Genomic DNA, 26,124 nt, shown 5'->3' on the forward strand with positions numbered 1-26,124 from the left:
GAATTAATTCTCTTTGGTCGTAAGAGCTATTGCAACCTAAATGCGAATATAGGCTTTCATAATAAAAAACTTCATCAACAATCGTGCTAATGAAGTTCTTTTAACGCAAATAATTGCGATTTATTTATTTGTACATCACTTTTTTTACTGCTTTAATTACATCTTCGCTATTAGGCAACCATTCCTCCAATAGCACTGGAGAATAAGGTGCTGGTGTATCTGCAGTATTTATTTTAACAATTGGAGCATCTAAATAATCAAATGCTTCAGACTGAACTAAGTACGTGATTTCGGTAGCTACATTTCCAAAAGGCCAAGCCTCTTCAAGAACTACTAATCGATTTGTTTTTTTAACCGACTCTAGAACTGCATTTCTATCCATTGGACGTACAGTACGTAGATCGATGATTTCACATGAGATTCCTTCCTTTTCTAGTTCGTCGGCAGCTTTGTAGGCTTCTTTTATGATTTTACCAAACGATACGATGGTTACGTCTGTACCTTCGCGCTTAATTTCAGCAACACCTAATGGAATTGTGTATTCACCTTCTGGCACTTCTCCTTTATCACCATACATTTGCTCACTTTCCATGAAAATTACGGGATCATCATCACGAATAGCCGATTTCAATAAGCCTTTAGCATCATAAGGATTAGAAGGCACTACAACTTTCAAACCTGGTGTATTGGCGAACCAGCTCTCAAATGCTTGTGAATGCGTTGCTGCTAACTGACCTGCAGAAGCAGTTGGCCCACGAAATACGATCGGGCACTTGAACTGTCCGCCAGACATTTGTCTAATCTTAGCCGCATTATTTATAATTTGATCAATACCAACCAAAGAGAAATTAAAGGTCATGTATTCTACGATAGGACGATTTCCTGTCATCGTAGATCCAATAGCAATACCAGCAAAGCCAAGCTCAGCAATTGGTGTATCAATGACACGTTTAGATCCAAATTCATCTAACATTCCTTTTGAAGCCTTATAAGCTCCATTATATTCCGCGACTTCCTCACCCATTAAATAAATGCTTTCATCTCTGCGCATTTCTTCGCTCATGGCTTCGGCAATAGCCTCTCTAAATTGAATTGTCTTCATCTATAAGTTTTTTAAACGAATAGCAAAAATAATAATTATTGCTTATAAAATAACATAAAATTGAGGATGAAAAATAGAAACAAATACAATCAAGCGAGCATTTTTTATCTTTTTATATATTTTCCTTTATAAAACGTACAATTACTAAGAAATTGAAGTCCTAAAAAATTGAATTATTCACACTTTATAAAGACATTTCTGAGAATTTGACAATGAAACACATGGTAATTAATTTTTTTATAAAATTTATTATGCATGCATAGTAAAATTCAAATTATTATAATTATCTTCGTAACCTCTAAAAAATAACATTGCAAATAAACTTCAATATGAAAAAAACTTTATTAGTGCTTTGTGTGACCTTATGTATGGTTGCCAAAGGTTTTACTCAAGACAAAAAAGTAGCTGTAGTTAGCTTTTATACAGATAAAATAATTGGTTTTAGTGAACTAGATGCAGGAGGAGAAGAACTTTTGGCGAGTGTATTAAAATTAAGAGATAATCCAGATTTTGATTTAACACCTATTTTAGAAAAATTTCATACAGAATTCTTCAATACATATTCAAAAAAGTTTCCATTTGAATTACTTCCAGAAGACGAAGTAACAAAAAACCAAGAGTATATCGATTTCAAACCAAAGTATGAAAAAGATGAAGAAGAACTAAAGCGCTACGTCATTTATGATGGCTATAAGTACATTTATGATGGCTTTGCTGGTAAAGACAATGAAGTTGCCACAGCAAAAATGTTCAGTGATAAAGCTAACGGAGTGATGTTTGTTGAAGTACATTTTGATCTTACCAAAGGTTTTGGAATTGGAGGTACGGCAACTGTAAAAATGAGAGCCAATGCCAGAATTACAATGTATGACAAATCAGGAAAAAAAGTCTTTGTAATTAATGAAGGTGCTAATTCTAAAAAAACATCTGTAATGGTTAAAGGGATTCCTGTAATGAGTACTAAAAAAATCTTACCTATGTGTGAAAGTGCATTAGAGCGATTGATGAAAGACTTAAATAAGCGGCTTCCAAAAATTATCAAAAAAGCGAAAAAATTAAAATAAATATACACTCAAAATAAATAATTCGATATGAAAATATTAGTATGTATTAGTCACGTTCCTGATACAACTTCAAAGATTAATTTCACCGAAGGAGATACGAAATTTGACACTAATGGTGTTCAGTTTGTGATCAATCCAAACGATGAGTTTGGTTTAACACGTGCCATGTGGTTTAAGGAAAAACAAGGTGCCAACGTAACAGTAGTTAATGTTGGTGGCCCAGAAACAGAACCAACACTTCGTAAGGCTTTAGCTATAGGAGCTGATGCTGCAATACGTGTAAACACAGAAGCTAAAGATGGTGTTCAAGTGGCAAAAGAATTGGCAAATGTTGTTAACCAAGGTGGTTATGATTTAGTCATTGCTGGACGTGAGTCTATTGATTATAATGGAGGAATGGTTCCAGGTATGCTAGCAGCTTTAACGAATGCTAACTTTGTAACTAACTGTATTAGTTTAGAAGTTGATGGTACCAATGCTACTGCAATGCGTGAGATTGATGGTGGAAAAGAAACTGTAGCGACAAGTTTACCTTTAATTATTGGTGGTCAAAAAGGATTAGTGGAAGAAAGTGATCTTCGAATTCCAAATATGAGAGGAATTATGATGGCACGTCAAAAACCATTATCTGTTGTAGAACCAACAAATGCTGCTGCCGAAACAAACTCTGTTAAGTTTGAAAAACCAGCTCCAAAAGGCGCTGTAACTTTAGTAGATGCAGATAATATTGATCAATTAGTTAGTTTACTTCACAACGAAGCGAAAGTAATTTAATCAACCCTTAAAAGAAAACACATGTCAGTTTTAGTATATACAGAATCAGAACAAGGAAAATTTAAAAAAGTAGCTTTTGAAGTTGCTTCTTATGCCAAAGCCGTTGCAGATCAAATGGGAACAACCGTTACTGCTGTAACTGTTAATGCTGGAGACTCTTCAGAATTAGGAAGCTATGGTGTAGATAAGGTACTTAACATTAATAATGGTGATTTAGACAAATTCAATGCAGCTGCTTATGCAAGTGCTATTGAGCAAGCTGCTAAACAGGAAGGCTCTAAAGTTGTAGTGCTTAGTTCTAGTGCCGATAGTAAATATTTAGCGCCATTAGTAGCTGTTGGATTAGATGCAGGTTATGCCTCTAATGTTGTTGAAGCGCCTTCAAGTACAGCTCCTTTTACAGTAAAGCGTACAGCATTTACTAACAAAGCTTTCAATGTAACGTCTATTGATACAGACGTTAAAGTTGTTGGTGTATCAAAAAATGCTTTCGGATTAGTTGAATCTAACGGAAATGCAGCCTCTGAGGACTTCTCTCCTGCTATTTCTACATCGGGAGTTACTGTACAATCGGTAGATAAAGCAACAGACAAAGTTACTATAGCAGATGCTGAAATCGTTGTTTCTGGTGGTCGTGGATTAAAAGGTCCTGAAAACTGGGGAATGGTAGAAGAATTAGCAGATGTTTTAGGTGCAGCAACAGCATGTTCAAAACCAGTATCCGACCTTGGATGGAGACCTCATAGTGAGCACGTTGGTCAAACAGGAAAACCAGTAGCATCAAATTTATACATTGCGATTGGTATTTCAGGAGCTATCCAGCATTTAGCAGGAATTAACTCTTCAAAAGTAAAAGTAGTTATCAATACAGATCCAGAAGCGCCTTTCTTTAAAGCTGCAGATTATGGTGTTGTAGGTGATGCCTTTGAAGTTGTACCAACGCTCATCGAAAAATTAAAAGCTTTTAAAGCTCAAAACGCATAATTTTTTATAAATTGTAGTTTGAAAAGGGCTGTTTTGATTTGGTTCTTTATATATAAATCTGCATTTTGCAGTTTGTAAAGTCCTAATTAAAACAGTTCTTTGCGTTTTAGAAATTATGAGTTTAGTTAGATTAAACATAAAAGGAATTTCATACAGCCAAACCCAAAATGGTGCGTACGCTTTAATTCTTAATGAAGTTGATGGTGATCGTAAATTACCTATCGTTATTGGCGCTTTTGAAGCCCAATCGATAGCTATTGCTCTCGAAAAAGAAATAAGACCTCCGAGACCTTTAACACATGACCTATTTAAAAATTTTGCCGATCGTTTTGACATCGTAGTAAAGCAAGTTATCATTCATAAATTAGTTGATGGTGTCTTCTACTCTAGTTTGATTTGCGAACGTGATAAGATTGAAGAAATTATTGATGCTAGAACCAGTGATGCTATTGCACTAGCGTTGCGTTTTAAGGCTCCCATTTTTACCTATAAAAATATTTTAGATAAAGCTGGAATTTACCTAAAAGTGAATCCTAAAAAAGAAAGCGAAGACCAAGATTCTATTCTTGTAGACGACATGGTCGTTGAAGAAATTGAAGCTAGTATTCAAGAAAACTATAAGGATAAAACAATTCAAGAATTACATACACTTCTAGACGAGGCTGTCAATAATGAAGATTATGAAAAAGCAGCCAAAATACGAGACGAAATCTCTAAACGTTAATCCCTTTCACATGAGACATTTTTTACTAGCTATTGCAGCTATTTTTTTTGGAATTACAACAACTTTTAGCCAAGACCTAGAAAAGAAATGGCAGTTTGATGCGATTGAAAATGAAAGCGGATTATCATTACTTGAAGTTTCAGATACCGATAACCTACATTTAGAAGCTGGAGAGTTTAGTTACAATTTAAATTCAAATAATGACCTAAAAGCATCAGGAGACTATATCTATCAAAATAACCTTTTGATATTTTACTATTCCAAACCAAATGATACTATAAGGCGTTATAAGATTTCCGAACTTACAGATTCTACTTTAGTCTTTTCTGAAAAGGAGACCACCTATAAATTTAGAGCGATAAAAACTAAAAACATCGTTCAGCAGGTCGATAATGGAACCACTGAAACAACACCATTAGCAACAGATAATACCACAGATATTATCCCAAGTCAAGGCTTCTCAATGAATAGTTTGTGGCGTGGTGCCTTAGGAATGATAACACTCATTTTTATTGCATTTTTATTTAGTAGTAACCGCAAGGCCATCAACTGGAAAACAGTTGGACTAGGGTTAGCATTTCAACTTATTATTGCCGTTGGAGTTTTAAAAGTTGGATTCGTAAAAGCTATTTTTGAATTTATTGGAGGACTTTTCGTTCAAGTACTAGAATTTACTAGAGCGGGCAGTAAATTCCTATTCGAAGGTTTAGTGGTAGATATGGACACTTTTGGATTTATCTTTGCCTTTCAAGTATTACCAACAATTATTTTCTTCTCTGCACTAACTTCTGTGTTGTTTTATTTAGGAATTATTCAAAAATTAGTAAAAGGGCTAGGTTGGTTATTGTCAAAAGTACTGAAGATTTCAGGTGCTGAAAGTTTAAGTGTGGCTGGGAATATCTTTCTAGGTCAAACAGAAGCCCCGCTTTTAATAAAAGCCTACCTTGAAAAGATGAATAAATCTGAAATACTTCTGGTTATGATTGGTGGAATGGCTACCGTTGCAGGTGCTGTTCTAGCGGCGTATATAGGATTCTTAGGTGGAGATGACCCAGCATTAAGGTTGTTTTATGCAAAGCACTTATTAGCTGCATCAGTTATGGCCGCTCCCGGAGCTATTGTTATTTCTAAGATTTTATTTCCACAAACAGAAAAAATCGATACAGATGTTCATGTGTCTCAAGAAAAAATAGGTTCCAATATTTTAGAAGCGATCGCTAATGGAACGACCGAGGGCCTAAAACTCGCCGTTAATGTTGGTGCCATGTTACTTGTATTTGTAGCGTTTATTGCCATGATAAATTATGGTTTTGATAAAATAGGTTATTTTACAGGTCTCAATGAGTGGATTGTAGATAATACAGGATATAATAGTTTATCTCTCGAGTTTATTCTAGGCTATATCTTTGCGCCTTTAATGTGGCTTATTGGAGTTGCTACTGAAGATATGGCGCTTATGGGACAATTACTAGGCATCAAATTAGCAGCTAGTGAATTTATAGGTTATATCCAACTGGCCGACTTAAAAGATGCTGCAAGTGCTACACATTTAAAATATCAAAAATCAATCATTATGGCCACTTATATGCTATGTGGTTTTGCCAACTTTGCGTCTATCGGAATTCAAATTGGAGGTATTGGTTCTCTAGCTCCTGGACAAAGAAAGCAATTGTCTAAGTTTGGAATGAAGGCATTAATTGGTGGAACATTAGCTTCATTAATTTCTGCAACCATAGCTGGAATGATTATCGGCTAGTAACAAATTACCGCTGACAGCTTATCTAACTTAACTGTATAAAAGCCATTTAAGCTTTAGTTAATAACTTTTAATATTATAAAGGGTTGAAGCCATTGAGATTCAACCCTTATTTTTATTTTTATTTGCTGAAAAATGAAGTTCAATTAAATGAGATTTCCGTTTCGCGGAAAATGAATATGAAACAATACCACGACTTAGTAAAACACGTTTTAAACGAAGGAAACGAAAAAAGTGATCGTACAGGAACAGGAACAAAAAGTGTTTTTGGTTACCAAATGCGATTTGATTTAAGTGAAGGGTTTCCTATGGTAACCACAAAAAAATTACATTTAAAATCGATTATTTATGAATTGCTATGGTTCTTAAAAGGCGATACAAATATTAATTACCTTACAGAAAATGGTGTTCGCATCTGGAATGACTGGGCCGATGAGAATGGCGACTTAGGACCTGTTTATGGTCATCAATGGCGTAATTGGAATAATGATGAGATCGATCAAATAAAGGACGTCATTCACAGTTTGAAACACAATCCAGATAGTCGTCGAATGATTGTATCTGCTTGGAATCCTTCAGTATTACCAGATACATCAAAATCTTTTAGTGAAAATGTTGCCAATGGTAAAGCAGCTTTACCTCCATGTCATGCTTTCTTTCAGTTCTATGTTGCTAATGGTAAATTGTCTTGTCAACTCTACCAACGCAGTGCAGATATCTTTTTAGGTGTTCCATTCAATATAGCATCTTATGCTTTATTTACGATGATGATGGCACAGGTATGTGGTTATGAAGCTGGTGAATTTATCCACACCTTTGGAGATGCTCACATTTACAGCAATCATTATGAACAATTAGAATTACAATTATCCAGAGACATAAGACCATTGCCTAAAATGACATTGAATCCAGAGATTAAAGATATCTTCGATTTTAAATTTGAAGACTTTACGTTGGAAGACTACAATCCGCATCCACATATTAAAGGTGTTGTTGCTGTTTAAACATTATACTATTTACCCAAAACTCTAAATTAAAATTCATGAAATATATTTTCACACTACTATTCGTGCTCTCTAGCACACTTATTTTTGCTCAAGAAGAAAAACCAACCGAAGAAGAAGAGACTGTTATTGTTACAGAAACTGATGAAGGCTCTGAAGAAGTAGCTTTTCAAGTTATAGAGCACGTTCCTGTATACTATGGATGCAATGAAAAGCTTTCTAATTTGGAACTTAAAAATTGCATGAATAGAAAAGTAATCAAACATGTATCCTCCAACTTTAATGCTGATATCGCCAACAATTTAGGATTACCAGATGGTAGAGTTAGAATTAATGTGATATTTAAAATTAATAAAGAAGGAAAAGTGATTGATATTAAAGCTAGAGCACCTCATCCTGCTTTAGAAAAAGAAGCTGAAAGAGTTATTAGTTTACTTCCAGATATGGATAAGCCAGGAATTCAACGAGGCAAACCTGTTATTGTCCCATATTCACTTCCTATAGTGTTCCAAATTGACAACAGTTCTAAAAAACTTACAAAAAAGGAACGACGACGACTTAGAAGAAGTCAGAAAAATTAATAAAAAAAGCGTCTTGATTTAACAAGACGCTTTTTTTATTAATTTTTTTAGTTGAACAGTATTTTAGTTCCACTCATTAAATGGTTCAGCCTCTCGAAATAAAAGATTTATCATTTTCATAAATTACAACGTATAAAAATTTAAAACACTGAAAAAGGCTTCACTTAATTATGAGATTTGCAATAAAAAAAATACAATTTTAATGCTTGATTATCAGTAATTTACACGCTACATCGTTTGCTTTATTTATGATTTTCCGAAGAAAAAAATAATTACAACGTTTGCGTTAAAAAGATTAACTTTACAAATAGAAATATTTTTGATTTATGTTCGGAAAAAAGAAACCCATTCCTCAAATAGATAAAGAACAATTAGCATTAATTAAATATGCCGAAAAACGTATTAGGCAAAAAAAGCGTGTTTATTTTCATTTTGTAGTCTTTTTAATAGGTGCCGTTTTTTTAATTATAGCAAATACGGTTTTAGGTATTGGTAAAGATTTTACCATAGCTGGGCTAAACTGGTTTGTGATTGCTATTGTTATATGGCTAGCCTTATTCATTTACCATTTTGTAACGGTATTCATTACTCATAGTTTTATGGGTAAAGATTGGGAAGATCAACAGCTAGAAGCTCTAGTTGCTAAGCAACAGCAACGTATTGAAAAACTCAAACAGCAATTTTTAAAAGAAGAGACTGAAATTGCAAAATCACAGGCTTATAATGAAACATTAGAAAACAAAGGTACTGAGCAAAAAAAAAAATCTGAATTAACTATAATAGTAGCTGCAGGAGAGAATAACGCGATTGGTAAAGACAACGATTTGATATGGCATTTAAGTGACGACCTTAAGCGTTTCAAATTATTGACCAATGGCCATCACATCATTATGGGTAGAAAAACCTTTGAGAGTTTCCCTAAGCCACTTCCTAATCGTAAACATATTGTTATTACGCGACAAGATAATTACAAAGTCCCAGATGGTGTTATAGTAGTTAATAATATGAGTGACGCTCTTGATGCTGCCAGAAACGACAAACAACCATTTATTATTGGTGGCGGAGAAATCTATAAACAATCGATGGCTCTAGCGGATAAGATTGAAATTACTCGTGTGCATCATAGTTTTGAAAATGCAGATACTTTTTTTCCAGAAATAGATGCTTCTATTTGGAAAGAGACGCATAGTAAGTTTCATGAAAAAGATGAGAAACACCAATACGCATTTACGTTTTTAACCTATACGAAATACTAAGCTCCAAGGGGGATTTTAATTGATGTTTTTACGCCTTGATTGTCTTTGACATTTTCAACTTTAAAACTAAAGTTTTCTTTATATAAGGTTTTCAGTCTGTCCTCTATGTTTTTAATCCCCATTCCAGTTACAATGGTGTCATTAAATGGTTGCTGGAGCGGTTGCCCATCATTTTCGACCTCGATATGCAAGTATTGAGCATCTTTAAAAATTCTTAATATAACACTTAACTCTGTTGAGTTATATGAATAGCCATGCTTAATGGAGTTTTCAATTATTGGCTGTAATAACATGACAGGAACTAGAGCTTCTTCTAGTTCATTATCAATAACTTCTTCAAAACTTAGATGATCGGAAAATCTAATTGAAATAATATCAATATATTTTTTCAACATATCCAATTCCTGTTTTAGCGGAATTAGATTTTTGTTTTCTAAATCTAAAATATCTCGAAATAAATCACCAAAATCGGTAATCATATCTTGGGATTTTTTCTTGTCTATATCTATTAAAGAAGAAATACTGTTTAAGGTATTAAATACAAAATGAGGATGCAATTTAGATTTAAGCACACTCATTTTACTAGCTATGAGTTTTGATTGAAGATTGGTCCTCTCTGCTTCAATCTTTTTAATTTTTTCTAGATAATAGTAGCCATATATGATTCCTAGCACTGAAAAATAAACCATGAAGTTTACATCTAAAAACCTCATATAATGATCCATCGTTATGTTGTTTAAAAAAAGATCTACATCTCCTCTAAATAAAAACAGAATGGACGACGACATTATAAATATTACAAAACCAATACTTAAAGAACATATAAAATGAATAATTAGGATTGTTACTGTTGACATATTTCTGTCAAACATTTTTTTAGTAAGTATACTAATCGCTATCATAAACACACAAACGACTAACCAATCTAAAAACACATTATACAACCAAATACTTTTCCAATCTACACCAGCGTCTCCTACAACATTCCAATAACTATATTTGATTCCGATAATTAAAGCAACTATAGTATAATACAATACCATTGCTACTATAAGTTTATAATCAAGTAATTTGCTCTTAGTCATATATTCTAGGAATCATTAGTGTAGTGATGATTATGTTATTATCTCTTATCATAGAAAACTCAAAGTTGTCATTGTACAAGGCAGATAGTCTGTCTTTAATGTTTCTTAAAACAGGATTATTGTTTGAGGTATCCAAATTGGCATCTTCTTTTAATTTTCCATTGATTTGAATATGCATCTTTATACGTTCATTGTCCACCTCACTAACATCTAATGCTAGTTCCAATTTGTCTTTAGGTTTAAATCTGTAAAAACCTAAATCATACTCGACCAAAGGCTGCAGCATAAGACTTGGAACCAAAACATCCATAATCTCGTGATCTAGCTTCATTCTAAACTCAACATCTTCAGAATATCTTAATTTGGCTATACTTATGAACTTATTTAAGAACTCCCATTCTTTTCTTAATGGAATTAGGTTCTCATCCTTACTCTCAATGATTTCCCTAAAGAGTTCTCCAAAATCTGCAATCAAATTCTGAGATTTTTCTTCATTCGTTTCTATTAAGTTCGAAATACTATCTAAGGTATTAAAGATAAAAATGGGCTGTAGTTGAGCCTTTAGCACATTAAGCCTAGAATTCATCAGGTCAATTTGAATCTGAGACTCTTGAGCTTTAATGATCTTTATTTTTTTTAAATAAAAATAGCCATGAATAATACCTAGCAACGTGAAATAAATAAGAAAGATCTCATCGATTTCACTCATGTACTTTTTAAAGGAAACATTAGCTAATGCGTTATCCAAATTAAAATGACCAAATGTATATATGTATGTTGAGCCTAATGAAAAAACGAAATAAAACAAGACTACAGATAATACTAAATGAATAATTATTCTATAGAACCAATTCATTTTTATGTCTATCATCCATTTTACTAGATTACTAATGAAAAACATAAATATGAGTACAAAAAGCCATTTAAGAAATACAGTATATACAAATAGATCGTACCAGCCAAGATTCACATAATACCCCTGAACTTTAAAATAAATCAACCTACACGTATGCAACAGCATGGTTACGGTAAAAAATACAGTTAAGTATTTGAACAGCCTTATATCTATATATTTATTAATCAACTAAATCCCTAAATTATCTAGAAATACCTTCCTATATGTTTTGCTTACCCGAAATAACCTATCGTCTTTCATTTTCACATCTATCTCACCAAAACTTGAATGAATAACATTCTCTATATTCATCACATTAATAACTGTAGATCGGTGTATTCTAATTAAATCTTTATGCTTTGTATTATTAGTGATGTCACTTAAAGATGATCTTACAACATAGGATTTTTTATCGGTAAAAATGTCAACGTAGCTCCCTGAGGCCAGAATATACTTAATATCAGATATGTTCAAAAAAGACACCTTCTGTCCTACTTTCACAGGCATTTTATCTTTAAAAAAGGTGGTGTCTTCCTGCTCTTTTTGTGCTTTGATATAATCTAATAGATCTTCTAATTGATCATTCATCTTAGGTGCTGTTTTCCTTTCAAAATAGTGGAGTACCCGATTCACAGATTGTTTAAATCGTTCTTTTTTAAAAGGCTTCAATAAATAATCAAAGGCAAAATAATCAAAAGCCTTAATTGCATACATATCATATGCGGTAACGAAAATTACTAGCGGCTCATGCTGAATTTGTTTTAAAACATCAAATCCAGTCATATCCTTCATTTGGATATCTAGAAAAATTAAATGCGGCTTAACAGTGTCTATAGCTAATATAGCTTCTTTCCCTGTCTTACATTCATCAATTAGTCGAAGTTCGACCACTTCATTTACAAGTTTAGACAATCGCTTTCTTGCCAAAAGTTCGTCATCTATAACCAGACAATTTAATTGCATTATCTCTTGAGTTTATCCATTTATATTCTGTAACACAAAGTATAAATTTAATATAACAATCTGTTCATTCTTTATAATTTGGTTACGTTCATCTTGAAATTTCAGTTATTGAGCACATATTAAGTACCACTCATGACAAAAACGTATGTTTTAATATCATTCTTTAAACACTCGAATGCAAACTCCTTAAAACATTTAAACACAAAATGACAGTTATTCATCTCCATATGATAATTGTTCAAAACATTTAGGAGCCTCTTAGCTTTAAAATCTTATAACTTAACTTAAAAAATTGCTAAGCTATGAAACAACTACTACTCCTTTTATTTACGTTCAGTATGATGTTATGTTTTTCTCAAAAAAAAAGCATAAAACAAAACTGGGATACTTTCGAAAAAAAATATGGTAAAACTATTGTTCAATGGAAAGACAAATCTGAATCTCCTCATAGAGTCATTTGCCAACCCATAAAACTATCAGAGTATATCTATGATGCGCAACAATTGGAAGCTCTTATAAGGGAATTTATAAGTTCTAATCAATCAATATTCAATATTGAAGACAAAAATTACAGACGTATTAAAATCCAAAAAGCAAAACATTTGTGGTATGCGCATTTTGCTCAGACCTATGAAGGTAAGGTTATTTTAAACTCAGAATTGATATTTAGAGTACACACCAATGGTAACTTAGTATTATTTGGAATGGAAGTCTATGATATTCCAGCTATTGAAAATAATAGTCAACCAACTTCTGCTATAGAACAATCCATTGTTAATACCTATCCCAATGAAAAGGTAAAAATTGAATTTCTTGGAGGTTTAAAAATACTACCTATTCGCAAAGGACGTGATATTATATTTAAGTCTGCATACGAAATCTTTGTCACCAATTCGAATGATATTTCAGAAGTACTATACGTAGAGGCTAACACAGCTAAAATTCTAGAAAGTTATTCAAAAATACATAATCACAATTATGACATACAAGGAAGTGTAGACGGTCAAATACTTCCTATAACTCCTACAGATCTACCACAATCTATAGGGTTTCCAAATCTTCATGTCACTATTGGAGGAACGCAAATTAGTACCGATGAAAATGGCAATTTTGATCATACAATTGCTGGAAGTTCAGCAATACTAAATGCAGAATTAAAAGGTGATTTTGTTTCAGTAAGCAACTTCGGTTCTCCCGATGCTTCAATAACACAAACTGTGGGGCAAAATGACGTTCTAAATATTGTTTGGAATAATACCAACTCCACATTAGAAGAGCGAAACGTGTATTATCATATCAATAAAATTCATCAAAACAACAAACAAGTAGATCCTGGTTTCAATGCTCTAGATTACCCCTTGCAATGTATTGTAAATGATACAAATGCAAATGCATTGTGTAATGCTTTTTGGAATGGTGTCAACTTACATTTTGGTATTCAAGCGAGTAACTGCTCCATAAATTCGGCGCATAGTCCTTCTACCATTTATCATGAATATGGTCATGCTACAAATGATAGAATGTACAATCAAGCTGGTGTTTCTGGAGGTATGAAAAACCCAATTTTGCAAGAAGCATTTGCAGATATTTACTCTACATTATTTTTAAATGACAGTCGATTAGCACTTGGTTGGTTTGGACCAGGAACATTTACCAGAAACCTTAATAATAGTAATAGATATCCAGCAAATATTGTTGGTCAACAACATACTGATGGTTTGATTCTTGGAGGTGCTTTTTGGGATTTGAGTTTATTAACTTCGCCGCAAACTGCTTATGAACTAGCTCATTATGCCAAATATGGAACTCCTGATGATTCTGATATTGCAGTGGCATATGCCGAAGTATATTTTGAAACTTTGGTTGCCGATGACGACGATGGTAACTTAATGAATGGCACACCTAATGGGATGGCCATCGAAAATGCTTTTTGTCAACATGGCATTGGCTTTAATCTTTTTGCGTCACAGAAAATTTCACATTTAGCTCATGAAAACACATTAAACACCTCAGACGATTACAGAATAGAAATTAGCTTAGATCCCACTCCATTTACGAGTCAATTAAATATATCATTAACATACTCTACTAATGGTTTTAACTCAACTAATACAGTGTCATTTTCTCAAGTTAACGACACAACTTTTGAAGCCTTTATTCCTAGCCAATCAGCTGGTACATTAGTAAATTATTATTTTTCTATACCAAATGTTAGTTGTGCATTTAATATACTTTTTCATCCATCTAACGACTTTTTAACCGAAAATTATTCATTTTATGTTGGTAATTACTTAGCAGATTTCGAGGATGATTTTGAATTTAATCAAGGATGGCAAATTGGTTCGTCTTCAGATAATGCAACATCTGGGTTGTGGCAAAGGGGAACTCCTCAGCAAACAATAGATGGTGCTGGTTTTATTGTACAACCCGGATCTGATCATTCGCCTAGTGGCTCAACTTGTTTAGTTACTGGTGCAACACAAGGTGTTTTTTGGTACTCAAATGATGTTGATACAGGAAAAACAACTATCACTTCTCCGGTGTTTAATAACCTAGATGACACTTCCATTATCCAGTTCTACAAATGGTTTATTCATGGCGCAGGATTTGTGTTTCCGGTGCAAGGTGAATGGGCTATGGAAATTTCTAATAATGGCACAAATTGGGTAACTGTTGAAAGCACAAATTATGGTGATCATCGTTATTGGATAAATACCAAACATAAAATAAGCGATTATGTTTCAGTGACAAACACTATTCAAGTTCGGTTTGTTGTTTCCGATTTTGGATCAGGTTCTATCGTTGAAGCTCTTGTTGACGATTTTCAAATTTTGACTTTATCCGCTTTAAGCATTGATGAAATCAATGAAAATTTAGATGTGAGTATTCATCCAAATCCAGCAAAGGATGTGATTAACTTTCAATTTCACCCTTCAATGACCTCAATGGTCAAAATTGAAATTTTTGATGTGTTAGGACGAAAAGTTGAAGACATAAAAGCTAGTCCAAACAATTCTAATCATACTGTTACATGGAATATAGCACCTGATTTCTCATCAGGAATCTACTTTGCCAAGATTAATACAACACTTGCAAATAAGAAAACAACCAAAAAAATTATTATAAAATAGACATCATTATGAAAAAGAGAATATTCCTTATAATCGTGCTAATTGTATCTCTTATGAGTTTTTCACAAGAGATTTCGACCAACAGTCTAACCTCAAATTTTAATGGTAGTGGAGGTTTATCTTTAGATAGCGAAGGCAATTTATACATAGGAGATTTTGGTGATTTCCTTTCTGCAGGTGACAATGATGGCCTGCCAAATAATGTTTGGAAATTAGACACCAATTTAAACTTAACCGTATTCTCTCCAGGGTTTGTTGGAGCTTCAGGAAATGCATTTGATAGCGAAGGCACATTATATCAATCGGATATAGGTAATAGCAGTATATACAAAATCGTAAACGGCGTTCGAACTTTTGTCACCTCAACAGGAATATCAGCTCCAGTCGGATTGGTATTTGACAGTCAAGGCAATCTATTTGTTTGTAATTGTGGAGCCAATAGCATCCAAAAAATCACTTTTACCCTAGGAGTTGTTACATCATCATCAACTTTTGCCTCTGGTGCTCCAACATTTTTTTGTCCTAACGGTCTCACGATTGATGAGAATGACAATTTATATGTGTCAAACTTTTCTAACGGAAATATTGTAAAAATAACACCTGCTGGAATTCCATCCATATTAATTACCACACCAGGAGGCACTACTTCTGGCCCAAGCAATGGACATCTAGATTATCATCAATCCACCAATACTCTATTTATTGCTAGTCATGGTTCTAATAGAATATATAGCTTAGAATTAGATGAGGCGCTTCCTACGCTTAATACAATTGCGGGAAGCGGCACAAGAGGCAATACAGATAATGAAAATGCCTTATTAGCAACGTTTTCAAGACCTAATGGTGTTGCCGTAACTCAAACTGGTGATTCTATATATATCAACAGTGCAATCCCAGTCACAAATTTCCCGAGCAATCCTTTAAATCCTCAAGTAATAAGATTGATTAAAGGTGTACAGTCTGGAAATTTATCGGTTGAGTCGGTAAACCCTTCATCAAACTTCAAAACCTATCCTAACCCTGTGAAAGACAAATTCACATTAGAATCTGAAACACCGATTTATTACAAGGGCTTGAATATCAAATTATTTGATCTAAAAGGAAAATTAATTAAAGAGATTAGTGATATAGAGTTTACTAATGGTAAGCTAAAAATAGAGATTGATCTCTCAAGTTTAGCCGCTGGCACTTATCTCTACACTATCTATAATAATTCTGACGCCATAAAAAATGGCAAACTAATTAAATCATGAAAAACAAATCCCATCGCAATACAACTCAGCCACATTGCATGTTCTTAATCCTTGGTCTTTTATGCATAGGTGCTCCAAGCATTTTGAATTATATCACAAAAATAAATATAGATATTATAGATTTCTGTAAAGGTTTAGGCATTCCATTTTTAGTAGTAAGTATGTTCTTCTTTTCCAGAAAAAGGTTTACTGATTTAAAGAAATGAACTTTGATATTAATCATAAAATAGTTCTAAATAGTTCATAAATAGTTAGATATTTTCTATTTTTCTGATAGAAGATGAATCATGATGCATTTATCTGAACTATAGATTAAATTTTTGAACGTATAATACACTTTAATGAGACTAATTATTTTTTTATTGATACTGCTCTCATCTGTAGAATCGTTTACTCAAAACGAGCAACTGATAACACTAGAAAACTCTAAAATTAGTTTTACTGTTTTTGGTAAAGGGACACCGCTTTTAATTATTAACGGAGGTCCAGGAATGAATAGTCAAGGGTTTTCAGATTTGGCTAAAGAATTGGGGAAGACACATAAAGTGATTATCTATGATCAAAGAGGAACTGGAAAATCCAAAATTGATGTTATTAACTCAAACACGATGACCCTCGATTTAATGTTAGAGGATATCGAAACCATTAGAACACACATTAATGTTAAAGAGTGGGTTATTCTTGGCCATTCTTTCGGTGGTATGCTTGCCTCCTATTATGCAACTAAATTTCCAAAAAGAATAAAAGCACTCATCTTATCTTCTTCCGGAGGGCTAGATGTTAAATCACTATCTTCAATACAGATTACTTCAAAATTAACACAAAAACAACGTGACTCATTGTCTTATTGGACCAACAAAATAAGACGTGGTGACACTTCCTACCATGCAAAATTTCAGAGAGGAAAATACTTAGCGCCTGCCTATTTAAGAGATCTATCTTATATTAAAAGAATCGCGCATAGGTTAACACAAGTTAACTTTGAGATAAATCAATTGATATTTCAGAATATGAATGCCATAGATTTAGATTGTAGTAATCACTTAAAATCCTTTCAAAAACCAGTACTCATAATTCAAGGAAAGCAAGATATAATTCCGATAGAGATTTCACAAAAAACACATCGCACTTTTCCTAATTCAAAATTAAAAATTATAGCCAACTCTGGACATTATGGGTGGTTAGATCAACCTAAGATATATTATAAAAGCATTTCTGATTTTCTAAAATCAATAAACATATAACGAGTCATGAAAACACCTATATTCATTTTCACAGCCTTCCTTGTATCTATCAATGTACATGCAACTGATCTTAAGATTTCCAAACCGATACTTTATACCGATGATGGGCAATCATATGCTGTTCTCAACCTAAGTTGGGATAATGCATGGCATAACCAAATTAACAATGATGCGGTTTGGATATTTTTTAAATTTTTAAAAGGAACTAGAGGTTATAATCATGTAAAAGTGAACACCTATAATCATTTGGTTGTTTCTAATCATACAGATACTAAATTAGAACTCGGTATTGAGGTACCTAATGATCGGTTAGGCTTATATATATTCCCAAAAGAAAATTTTAGAGGGCATGTAAATGTAACCCTCAAGATTTTTCTAGATACAGAAAGCCTTAAAGATATTAATACAAGAACATCAAACTTTACTGCATATGCCATTGAAATGGTAAAAATACCGAATGGTTCTTTTGTACTTGGAGATAGTGATCCGTCTGCACTCAAATTTGGATCAGTATATAAGTCGGATTCCAATGGTAATTATGATGGTCTATTTAAAGTTACAGAAGAAAAGCAATCTATAACTATAGCTCCTACCAAAGGAAACCTCTATTATCAAGCACCTGAAGGATATGAAGGTGATCAAAATGGAGTAATTCCGCCTGCTTTCCCTAAAGGTGTTCAAGGATTTTATATTATGAAATACGAACCCACAGAGGGTCAATATGTGGATTTTCTAAATTCTCTAAACGAATACCAAAGTCAGAATAGAGCTAATTTTGGAGGAAAAAGCTATTATAGTGAAAGAGGTTCAATAACCATTAAAAATGGAAAGTATGTGACTGATAACAACTTCAAACCATGTAATCACATGAGTTGGGATGACGCCATGGCATTTGCAGATTGGTCCTGCTTGAGGCCTATGACCGAGTTAGAATTTACTAAGGCTTCAAGAGGCCCAGTTCAAAACCCTTTAGGTATAGATTTTCCTTGGGGCTCAAACTCAAAAGATCAGTTACAAAGAATGGTAGCCGAAAGTGGTAATCTAGAAATGCTTAACGGCATGAGCGAAGCCGAACTAACAACTAAAAACAAAGCATTATTCGGTGCTTCATACTATTGGGTAATGGATTTATCTGGTAGTCTATGGGAACGCATGATAACAATTGGTGATGACAAAGGAAGGTCATTTATAGGCACTCATGGAGATGGTAACCTTTCCAATTATGGGTTTGCTACCAATGAAGATTGGCCAAAGGGCATAGAAGAAACTGGAGGTTATGGTTTTAGAGGTGGCGGTTTTTATGGTTACGGAAGAGATTATCATGACTTCAACCCTTACAGTCCTATATCTTACAGACCATATGGTGGATGGTCAGGTGGCAACAGAACTAATGCCTATGGAGCAAGATTTGTGCGTACTTCAAATTAGTAACTGATAAATACGTATAATATCTTTAAAGTAGAATTAGGTCATAAAATATAAAAAACCTTAAAGTCAACAATTCTAATCTGAAATTTCAATTCTGAAAACTCCTCTAGTGTTAGACCTTTACACCAGTGAAGAACTTGATCTGTTCCCTACTAACAGAAGCAGGGCTCAAGCTGAATATTTCGCTTCAAGGTTTTATATCTTTAAACAAACCATTATTGATTCATATACTATATGAGAATGTCATTTAAAATGACCAAATCCCAAAAAAGCGAGATGCTCCAAAGAACATCTCGCACCTTATGTCTTAACTAAAATCTATTAAACTTTAGTCAGGACTACTACTAAGGGTATATCACCTACTCCACAGCCTCCTGATCCTCCTTGAAAATCAAGCATATTAAGTGTTAAGGCTTCAGAATCATCACAGGGTTGTGCTATAATATTACTCGAATCACCACCAAGTAATAAAAGCGATGCACAACCAATATTGGTTGATAAACCATCGTCAATTATAACTTGACCATTGGTAAAAGAAAAAGTAACCGTCATTAAATTGGTTGGACCTCCAGGCAAATAAGCTACCTGAAATTGTCTGCTCAATGCACCATTAGCTCCTTCGCTAATAGTTACCGTTTGATCTGCAAAAACAGGGCCACCAAAAAGACTATCGCCAGATGTTACAGTTAAATTATAATCACCAACAAAGTTACCTGATGATGCATTCAGAGAGGGACATATTTGAATTCTATAAGCTATCGGTCTGCTAGATCCATCTACACCAGCTGCAACTTTCCCATTGCTAGTTGATGTCAATACAATATCAAAAATCATAGCTTCAGTAATATTAACAGCTTGAGCTATATCAAATTGAATCTTAGGAAACGCTTCTATAGTCAAAGGATCTTTAGCTCCTCCATTAGCCACATCTAAATTTCCAGATTCTAGATCTGAAAAGAAAAAATGAGTTGAACTTCCTGCAGGATTAACTAAAACACCATTATTCGAAAACACAGTGCTTGGATCTGGTCCTGAAACTGATACTAAATCATAATTTATTCTCAACTCATCAGTTGAAATAGGCACATTAACAAATACAGGAACTTCAAATAAGTTATCTGTATTGTAAGAATCTATAGCAATATTTCGTGAAAAGCCATCAGTTACAAATTGCACCCAACCTGTTGTTGGGTCATCATTAAATTTTCCTTCATTTTCTCCTTCACTATCATCACAACTATAAACAGTCAATAACAACGTAAGTGAGAAAAATGTTATTTTAAAAAGATTTTTCATAGTGCTTGTTTTATAGTTTTGTTAATGTGAAACTCTGAACTGACATAGGTCCACATGATTCAAATGGATCTTGTAAATAATTTATAGTGTGTGTAACATCACTCGTTAACGAATAAGTACCGTTATTGGCATTACCTGCACTTGTAAGTATATAGAATGGAGGATTACCAGCTGTACATGACACCGAGATATCAACATCCTGACTTAGATTAAAAAGATTACAAGCTAAGTTAATAGTAACGTTAAGAACTGTATCTACTCCTGTTCCTGGTAAAAACGTTGTTGAAAGCACACGTTCTGTTGGAGTAGCTCCTACACTAACAGTTACATTACCACTTAAGAAATTACCACTACCATCATCTGCTAATGCATAATCACCTACCAAATAAGTATCTGGTACAGGACATACTTCAAATACATTAACTACAATTCTATTAAGGTCCATATCTACATTATCAGGCAAACCAGTTAAAGAAAAAACGATTTGCTTTACTGTAGCATCAACCAAGCCATTATCAGCTCCATTGATAGTTAAAACTCCTTGATAAGAATTAGCAGGAATTGTTACAGAACCAGGCAATGTGTATGTTGCAGGATCTGCGTTACTTTCCATTTCTAGGTTAATATTAAAAGTTCTGTCTGTAGATGATATAGTACTAGAATTTAAAATAAGATCTACACTTCCTGTATCATCTATAGTAATAGGCAAGCTAACTGTTGTATTAGCGAAGGATAAAAATGTTCTATTCTCTGATTCTACACCATTAGAAAGGATAGGATCAATATTTTCATCACAAGACGTCATACAGAGTAAAAAACCCAGTACGAACGTTATTTTATATATATGTTTCATATTCATTATTGATTAAGTTAGTATCCTGGATTTTGTGTAATTGCATTATTACCATCAAGTTCGGCTTGAGGAATAGCTAAAGTGAATCTAAAATCATTCACAGCTAAATCACAAGGTGCATCAAACGTACCGCAATCAGCAGGTAATCTGCTTACTCCTAACCCTATATCTGAACCAATACGCTTAATATCTAAGAAACGTTTTCCTTCAAAGCAAAATTCCTTGCGTCTCTCTTTTAATATGTCTGTTAAAGCCACATTTAATGAGCCGTAATTAGGTGCTGGTGATGCTGAACCAGTTCTAGCATCTCTTAAGTCTTGAACCGTTTGAGCTGCCTGTGGAAGCATTCCATTTCTCGCTTGCATTTCTGCTTTAAGTAATTGTATTTCTGAAGCTCTTATAAGCTTGATATCATTAACTTGTAAACCACCAGCTCCTCCAGGGTACTTATTGATTAACAACTCATTTGTAGGGTCATTTAGTCCAACTATAGTACTAGCAGGTGCTAAATTAACACTGCGTCTTATATCATTTGGAAGTTCAGACAGTTCATTTAACAACTGATTAGATATTTCTAAAAATCCATCTGAAGGCATTACTTGATTAAAATAGAATAAGCCTCCAACACCATTATCTCCATTAACTCTAGCGAGCTTGAAAATAACTTCTGTATTATCTGCATCCAAATACATTGTCGCATATTGAACCTGATTAGCCAATGGATAATCGTTTAATAGTTGATTAGCCATAGTCATCGTTTGAGCATCAAAGCTACCTTCATCAACTGCAAGTTTAATTTGCATAGCCTTGATAAAATCTCTGCTAATAAAAATTGGTGTATTAGCTGTTGCATTACTAGGGTCTAACAAGGTATTTGCTTCTTCTAAATCGGCTTTGATAAATGCAATAGTTTCTGCTACCGTATTTCTTTCAAAAGAATCTGAAGTTAATGGCACAAAATCAACATTTATTATTGCTAATGAATTTGGATCTTGATAATCCACAGTAAAGTATTCAAATAGATCAAAATGAGCTAAGGCACGTAACCCTAATAACTGACCTTTGATATGATTTGATTCGTCAATATCACTTTGAGTTGTAAAGGTCAAATTCCCCATCGCTCTTAATACACGATTAACACGATTAATCGTAGCATAACGATTTGACCATATAGAGTTAGAAGGTGTACCTCCAGCAAAATTAACTATATAAGAATAAGCTTGCGCTCCTTGTCCGTTACTCGCTTGACCTGCTTTTAAATTATCAGACAAAATTGCATTGGCGTATATCCCATCTCCAGTTCCATTTCCTCCAAAGTCAGGACCATAGGCTGCATAAGCACCATTTAACCCTGTTTGCAAGTCAGCAACTGATTGAAAGGCAGCCTGTTCATTAAGCTCTCCCTCCTGTACCACATCGGTTGCATCTTCACAGGCTACAGCAATCATAAATATAGCTGCAATACCTAGTGTCTTTAATATATATTTTTTCATGTTCATTTTTTTAAAAATTTATTGTTGCACCAAAAGTGTAAATCTTAGGCGTTGGGAATTGTCCTCTATTGGTAGGTCTAAAATTAGACTCCGGATCCCAACCTCTAAATTTCGTGAATGTTACGAGGTTCTCTCCCTGTAAATAAAGTCTCAAAGAAGAAATTGGCGTGTTTTCAAGAATCTTACTTGGTAAGTTGTAAGCAAACGTTATGTTTCTTAATCTTAAGTAAGACGCATCTTCTAAATATCGATCCGTTGAATTGATGTAATTTACACTTGACAATGCAGATCCAACTCTCGGTACGTCTGTAATATCACCCGGCTGTTGCCATGCATTGAATACAGTAACCGATCTATTTCTACCATTGTTAACAGATCCTACAGATACTTCTTGTAAATCGGCATAATCTAAGTTGTTTAACCATACATCTGCCACAAATGACCATTGTGTAGTTAACTCGAATCCTTTGTGTTCTACATTTGTTCCAAAACCTCCTTGCCATGTTGGATAGAAAGATTTGTCAATGAACACTCTATCATTAGCTGCATCTAGAGTTTCTGTAAGTGTAACACCATCTGCTTTTAAGAATAAAGGATTACCATTAGATGGATTAACTCCTGCATATCTTACTAGGAAGTAAGATCCTAAAGCTTGTCCTTCACCTAAAGCGGTAGAACCACCAGTGTTTACCAATCCATTAGTAGAAGGTGGTAATTGTTCAATGGTATTTTCGTTATACGAACCATTTGCATTTACACTAATGTTCCAGTTATCATTAGATAACACTCTATAGTTTAATGACAATTCTATACCTTCATTAACTAATGATCCAATATTTGAGTTAATACTAGGTGTAGCGTTGATTAATGATATTTGATTATTTTGAAATAAGTCATCAGTAGTTTTGTTGTATACATCAAGACTACCACTTAATTTATTATCTAATACTGCAAAATCAACACCTATATTGGTTTGTGTAGTTTCCTCCCATTTTAAAGTTCTATTCTCTAATTGAGTTACTACTGTAGACACAGAACCATTATATCCAGTTCCTGCAGTATACAAACTTCTTGTAAGGTTTAAACCACCATAGTAACCACCAGTAATTCTATCATTTCCTGATATACCATAAGATGCTCTCAGTTTTAATAGATCAAATCCTGATCCATCCATAAAGGTTTCATCACTAATATTCCAACGTCCAGCAACAGACCAGAACGTACCCCAAGCATTATCTTCGATAAATCTAAATGAATTATCTCGTCTTATACCTGCAGATATTCCATACTTACCATCATATACATAATCTAATGTTCCGAATATTGATAAGTTACCTACTTCACTTGTAAATGAATTTACTACTGGAATATAAGGGTTAACTAAAACACCGTTTGCCGGATTTGGCTCGGTTGTAGTACCTGGTATAAATGCTGCACCACTTCCAAGAAGCCTAGGGTCTAAACCTGTTTGATCAAAGTCAAGACCATCTAAAAATCCTCTGTTATACTCAAAGTAGGCTGTTGCGGTAACATCATGCTTTTCATCAAATACATTAGAATAACTAATAGAAGGTACGACATTAAGCCTAAAATCTCTTGTATACGTTTCCTCTTGGATTCCACCAAACTGAGCTTGATTACCAATTACATTCGCTTGAAATGGTCCCAGAATACTATTAGGATGTAAAATCTCTAAACGCTTTTCTGTACTTAAATCAGCTCCTAATTGAACTCGTGCAAACAAATTCTCAGCGAAATTCCAACTTGCATTGAACGACGCTAAAATTTTGATTTCTTCTTCTCTATCGGTATTTAACGCAATACTATTAAGTAATACATAAGGGAAGTTGGTTGCTCCATTTGAAAGAATGGCACCAGCATCACCTGGTGTAATACCTCCATCTATTGTTTGAGAACCATCAGCTTCAAAAATACTTAAATATGGAAGTCCTTGTAAAGCTGCACTAAATGGATTGAAGAATGTCGCTCCACTACCTGCATTATCTAATTCGTTTGTTTCAGAAAATCCGAGTGACAAATTAAATCCATAATTAAACTTGTCATCATCAGTTTTTCCATTAAAGTTGTTTCTTAAAGAAAAACGTTGAAAGTCTGAACCAATAAAAATACCATCTTGATTAAAGTACTGTAATGATGTAAAGTTATTTGAATTCTCACCACCTGAAGTAATTGTTAAATCATGTGATTGTGTTCTACCTGTTCTAAAGAAAACATCGGTCCAGCTTGTATTTGCTTGACTTGATATAGCAGCAATTTCAGCATCTGATAAACCAACCCCAATTCCTGCACCATTGGCACGTTGAAATTGTAAAATCTGAGTAGAGTTCGTTAATTCAAACGGTTGATCTTGTAATTCTGAATTACCATATGCTGTTGAGTACCTAAACTTTAAACTCTCGTTATATCGTCCCTTTTTAGTAGTAATTACAATGGCACCATTTGCAGCTCTATTTCCGTAGATATTTGCAGCACCAGCATCTTTTAAAACAGAAAACGTTTCAATGTCATTTGGATTTATACTTCTGAAATTGTCTTCATCTACTGGAATTCCATCGACTATAAATAAAGGTTCGATGTTTCCATTTATTGATCCTGCTCCCCTAAGTATGATCGTACTGTCATTACCAGGTTGTCCTGAACCTGTTGCAATATTTAAACCAGCGACCTGTCCTTGTAGGTTTTGCAGTGCAGAGGCATTTGCTCTGTCTTCTAGAATTTCTGCTTTTACTGTACCAACAGCAGCAGTACTCTTTTTAAGTGATGATACATTACCATAGGCAACAACCACCACTTCATCTAGTGTATTATCTGCCGACAATATGACATCAATAGTACTAGACTCACCAATTAATTTTTCAATTGTTTGGTACCCGACGTAAGAGAACACCAACGTTTCGCCAGTACTCGCTCTAATAGAAAACTGTCCATCAAAATCTGTTTGTTGGCCCCTAGTAGTTCCTTTTACAATTACCGTAGCTCCGGGTAATGGCAAGCCATCTTCCGAAGATGTAATTTTTCCTGTGATAGTCCTCTCTTGTGCAAAACTTGAAGTAACACTTAAAAACAAGAGCACTAACACTAAACCATAATTTTTTACTTTCATAAGCTTAAATTTTTAATTATTACGATGTTAGTTGTAGTGCAATTGAGAAAGGCAGGCAGCGTTGTATTTTTAAAGACTAATTCAAAATAATTACTCAGTATGAAATTAAAGTTA

General features: G+C 33.8%; 21 protein-coding genes. 13 read left to right on the plus strand and 8 right to left on the minus strand.

Going from position 1 to position 26,124, the window contains the following annotated elements:
* Positions 1 to 124: 124 nt before the first annotated feature.
* Complete coding sequence (locus tag Q0783_RS00370; protein ID WP_230937086.1) at positions 125 to 1,102, minus strand: pyruvate dehydrogenase complex E1 component subunit beta; 978 nt, start codon at positions 1,100 to 1,102, stop codon at positions 125 to 127.
* A 329-nt stretch (positions 1,103 to 1,431) separates the two neighbouring features.
* On the opposite strand from Q0783_RS00370, the gene Q0783_RS00375 reads away from it, so the two are divergent.
* The 8 genes from Q0783_RS00375 (at position 1,432) to Q0783_RS00410 (ending at position 9,245) form a co-directional block, all read left to right on the plus strand.
* Positions 1,432 to 2,166 carry a hypothetical protein gene (locus Q0783_RS00375; protein WP_298755002.1) on the plus strand — a complete coding sequence of 245 codons (735 nt, stop codon included), beginning with the start codon at positions 1,432 to 1,434 and terminating at the stop codon, positions 2,164 to 2,166.
* A gap of 27 nt (positions 2,167 to 2,193) precedes the next feature.
* The gene (locus Q0783_RS00380; RefSeq protein WP_298892374.1) at positions 2,194 to 2,940 is read left to right on the plus strand and encodes an electron transfer flavoprotein subunit beta/FixA family protein; all 747 of its coding nucleotides are present in this window, start codon (positions 2,194 to 2,196) and stop codon (positions 2,938 to 2,940) included.
* 21 nt (positions 2,941 to 2,961) lie between these two features.
* On the plus strand, positions 2,962 to 3,924 hold the full coding sequence (locus Q0783_RS00385) for an electron transfer flavoprotein subunit alpha/FixB family protein (protein WP_298892375.1): 963 nt from the start codon (positions 2,962 to 2,964) through the stop codon (positions 3,922 to 3,924).
* A 115-nt stretch (positions 3,925 to 4,039) separates the two neighbouring features.
* Positions 4,040 to 4,648: a bifunctional nuclease family protein gene (locus Q0783_RS00390; RefSeq protein WP_230937090.1), complete on the plus strand. Its 609-nt coding sequence runs from the start codon at positions 4,040 to 4,042 to the stop codon at positions 4,646 to 4,648.
* Positions 4,649 to 4,658: 10 nt separating this feature from the next.
* Positions 4,659 to 6,404: a nucleoside transporter C-terminal domain-containing protein gene (locus Q0783_RS00395; RefSeq protein ID WP_298892376.1), complete on the plus strand. Its 1,746-nt coding sequence runs from the start codon at positions 4,659 to 4,661 to the stop codon at positions 6,402 to 6,404.
* Positions 6,405 to 6,583: 179 nt separating this feature from the next.
* Entirely contained in the window at positions 6,584 to 7,408 is an 825-nt protein-coding gene (locus Q0783_RS00400; RefSeq protein ID WP_298892377.1) for a thymidylate synthase, read from the plus strand.
* A 38-nt stretch (positions 7,409 to 7,446) separates the two neighbouring features.
* On the plus strand, positions 7,447 to 7,989 hold the full coding sequence (locus Q0783_RS00405) for an energy transducer TonB (RefSeq protein ID WP_298892378.1): 543 nt from the start codon (positions 7,447 to 7,449) through the stop codon (positions 7,987 to 7,989).
* A gap of 326 nt (positions 7,990 to 8,315) precedes the next feature.
* Positions 8,316 to 9,245, plus strand: coding sequence for a dihydrofolate reductase (locus Q0783_RS00410; protein ID WP_298892379.1), 930 nt, complete (start codon positions 8,316 to 8,318; stop codon positions 9,243 to 9,245).
* Here the strand turns inward: Q0783_RS00410 and Q0783_RS00415 are convergent.
* The 3 genes from Q0783_RS00415 to Q0783_RS00425 form a co-directional block, all read right to left on the minus strand.
* Positions 9,242 to 10,330, minus strand: a complete 1,089-nt coding sequence (locus tag Q0783_RS00415) for a histidine kinase (protein WP_298892380.1) — start codon at positions 10,328 to 10,330, stop codon at positions 9,242 to 9,244. The two genes, Q0783_RS00410 and Q0783_RS00415, sit on opposite strands and share 4 nt — an antisense overlap.
* Positions 10,323 to 11,201, minus strand: a complete 879-nt coding sequence (locus Q0783_RS00420; RefSeq protein WP_298892381.1) for a histidine kinase — start codon at positions 11,199 to 11,201, stop codon at positions 10,323 to 10,325. Before Q0783_RS00420 ends, Q0783_RS00415 begins: the two co-directional genes overlap by 8 nt.
* A gap of 213 nt (positions 11,202 to 11,414) precedes the next feature.
* On the minus strand, positions 11,415 to 12,188 hold the full coding sequence (locus Q0783_RS00425; RefSeq protein WP_298892382.1) for a LytTR family DNA-binding domain-containing protein: 774 nt from the start codon (positions 12,186 to 12,188) through the stop codon (positions 11,415 to 11,417).
* 302 nt (positions 12,189 to 12,490) lie between these two features.
* On the opposite strand from Q0783_RS00425, the gene Q0783_RS00430 reads away from it, so the two are divergent.
* From Q0783_RS00430 to Q0783_RS00450, 5 genes are all read left to right on the plus strand, one after another.
* Positions 12,491 to 15,319, plus strand: coding sequence for a T9SS type A sorting domain-containing protein (locus Q0783_RS00430; RefSeq protein WP_298892383.1), 2,829 nt, complete (start codon positions 12,491 to 12,493; stop codon positions 15,317 to 15,319).
* An 8-nt stretch (positions 15,320 to 15,327) separates the two neighbouring features.
* Positions 15,328 to 16,572, plus strand: a complete 1,245-nt coding sequence (locus Q0783_RS00435; RefSeq protein ID WP_298892384.1) for a T9SS type A sorting domain-containing protein — start codon at positions 15,328 to 15,330, stop codon at positions 16,570 to 16,572.
* The gene (locus Q0783_RS00440; RefSeq protein WP_298892385.1) at positions 16,569 to 16,778 is read left to right on the plus strand and encodes a hypothetical protein; all 210 of its coding nucleotides are present in this window, start codon (positions 16,569 to 16,571) and stop codon (positions 16,776 to 16,778) included. The genes Q0783_RS00435 and Q0783_RS00440 overlap by 4 nt, the downstream gene beginning before the upstream one ends.
* Positions 16,779 to 16,913: 135 nt before the next feature.
* Positions 16,914 to 17,816, plus strand: coding sequence for an alpha/beta fold hydrolase (locus Q0783_RS00445; RefSeq protein ID WP_298892386.1), 903 nt, complete (start codon positions 16,914 to 16,916; stop codon positions 17,814 to 17,816).
* A gap of 6 nt (positions 17,817 to 17,822) precedes the next feature.
* On the plus strand, positions 17,823 to 19,244 hold the full coding sequence (locus Q0783_RS00450; RefSeq protein WP_298892387.1) for an SUMF1/EgtB/PvdO family nonheme iron enzyme: 1,422 nt from the start codon (positions 17,823 to 17,825) through the stop codon (positions 19,242 to 19,244).
* Positions 19,245 to 19,565: 321 nt separating this feature from the next.
* Here Q0783_RS00450 and Q0783_RS00455 read toward each other — a convergent pair whose 3' ends face one another.
* The 4 genes from Q0783_RS00455 to Q0783_RS00470 are packed head-to-tail and all read right to left on the minus strand — an operon-like array spanning position 19,566 to position 26,010.
* Positions 19,566 to 20,540, minus strand: coding sequence for a hypothetical protein (locus Q0783_RS00455; protein WP_298892389.1), 975 nt, complete (start codon positions 20,538 to 20,540; stop codon positions 19,566 to 19,568).
* Positions 20,541 to 20,550: 10 nt separating this feature from the next.
* Entirely contained in the window at positions 20,551 to 21,393 is an 843-nt protein-coding gene (locus Q0783_RS00460; RefSeq protein ID WP_298892391.1) for a hypothetical protein, read from the minus strand.
* A 17-nt stretch (positions 21,394 to 21,410) separates the two neighbouring features.
* On the minus strand, positions 21,411 to 22,886 hold the full coding sequence (locus Q0783_RS00465) for a RagB/SusD family nutrient uptake outer membrane protein (protein ID WP_298754974.1): 1,476 nt from the start codon (positions 22,884 to 22,886) through the stop codon (positions 21,411 to 21,413).
* A 10-nt stretch (positions 22,887 to 22,896) separates the two neighbouring features.
* Positions 22,897 to 26,010, minus strand: coding sequence for a SusC/RagA family TonB-linked outer membrane protein (locus Q0783_RS00470; RefSeq protein WP_298892393.1), 3,114 nt, complete (start codon positions 26,008 to 26,010; stop codon positions 22,897 to 22,899).
* Positions 26,011 to 26,124: the final 114 nt, after the last annotated feature.

The organism is uncultured Psychroserpens sp. (assembly GCF_947500255.1).
GTDB lineage: Bacteria > Bacteroidota > Bacteroidia > Flavobacteriales > Flavobacteriaceae > Psychroserpens.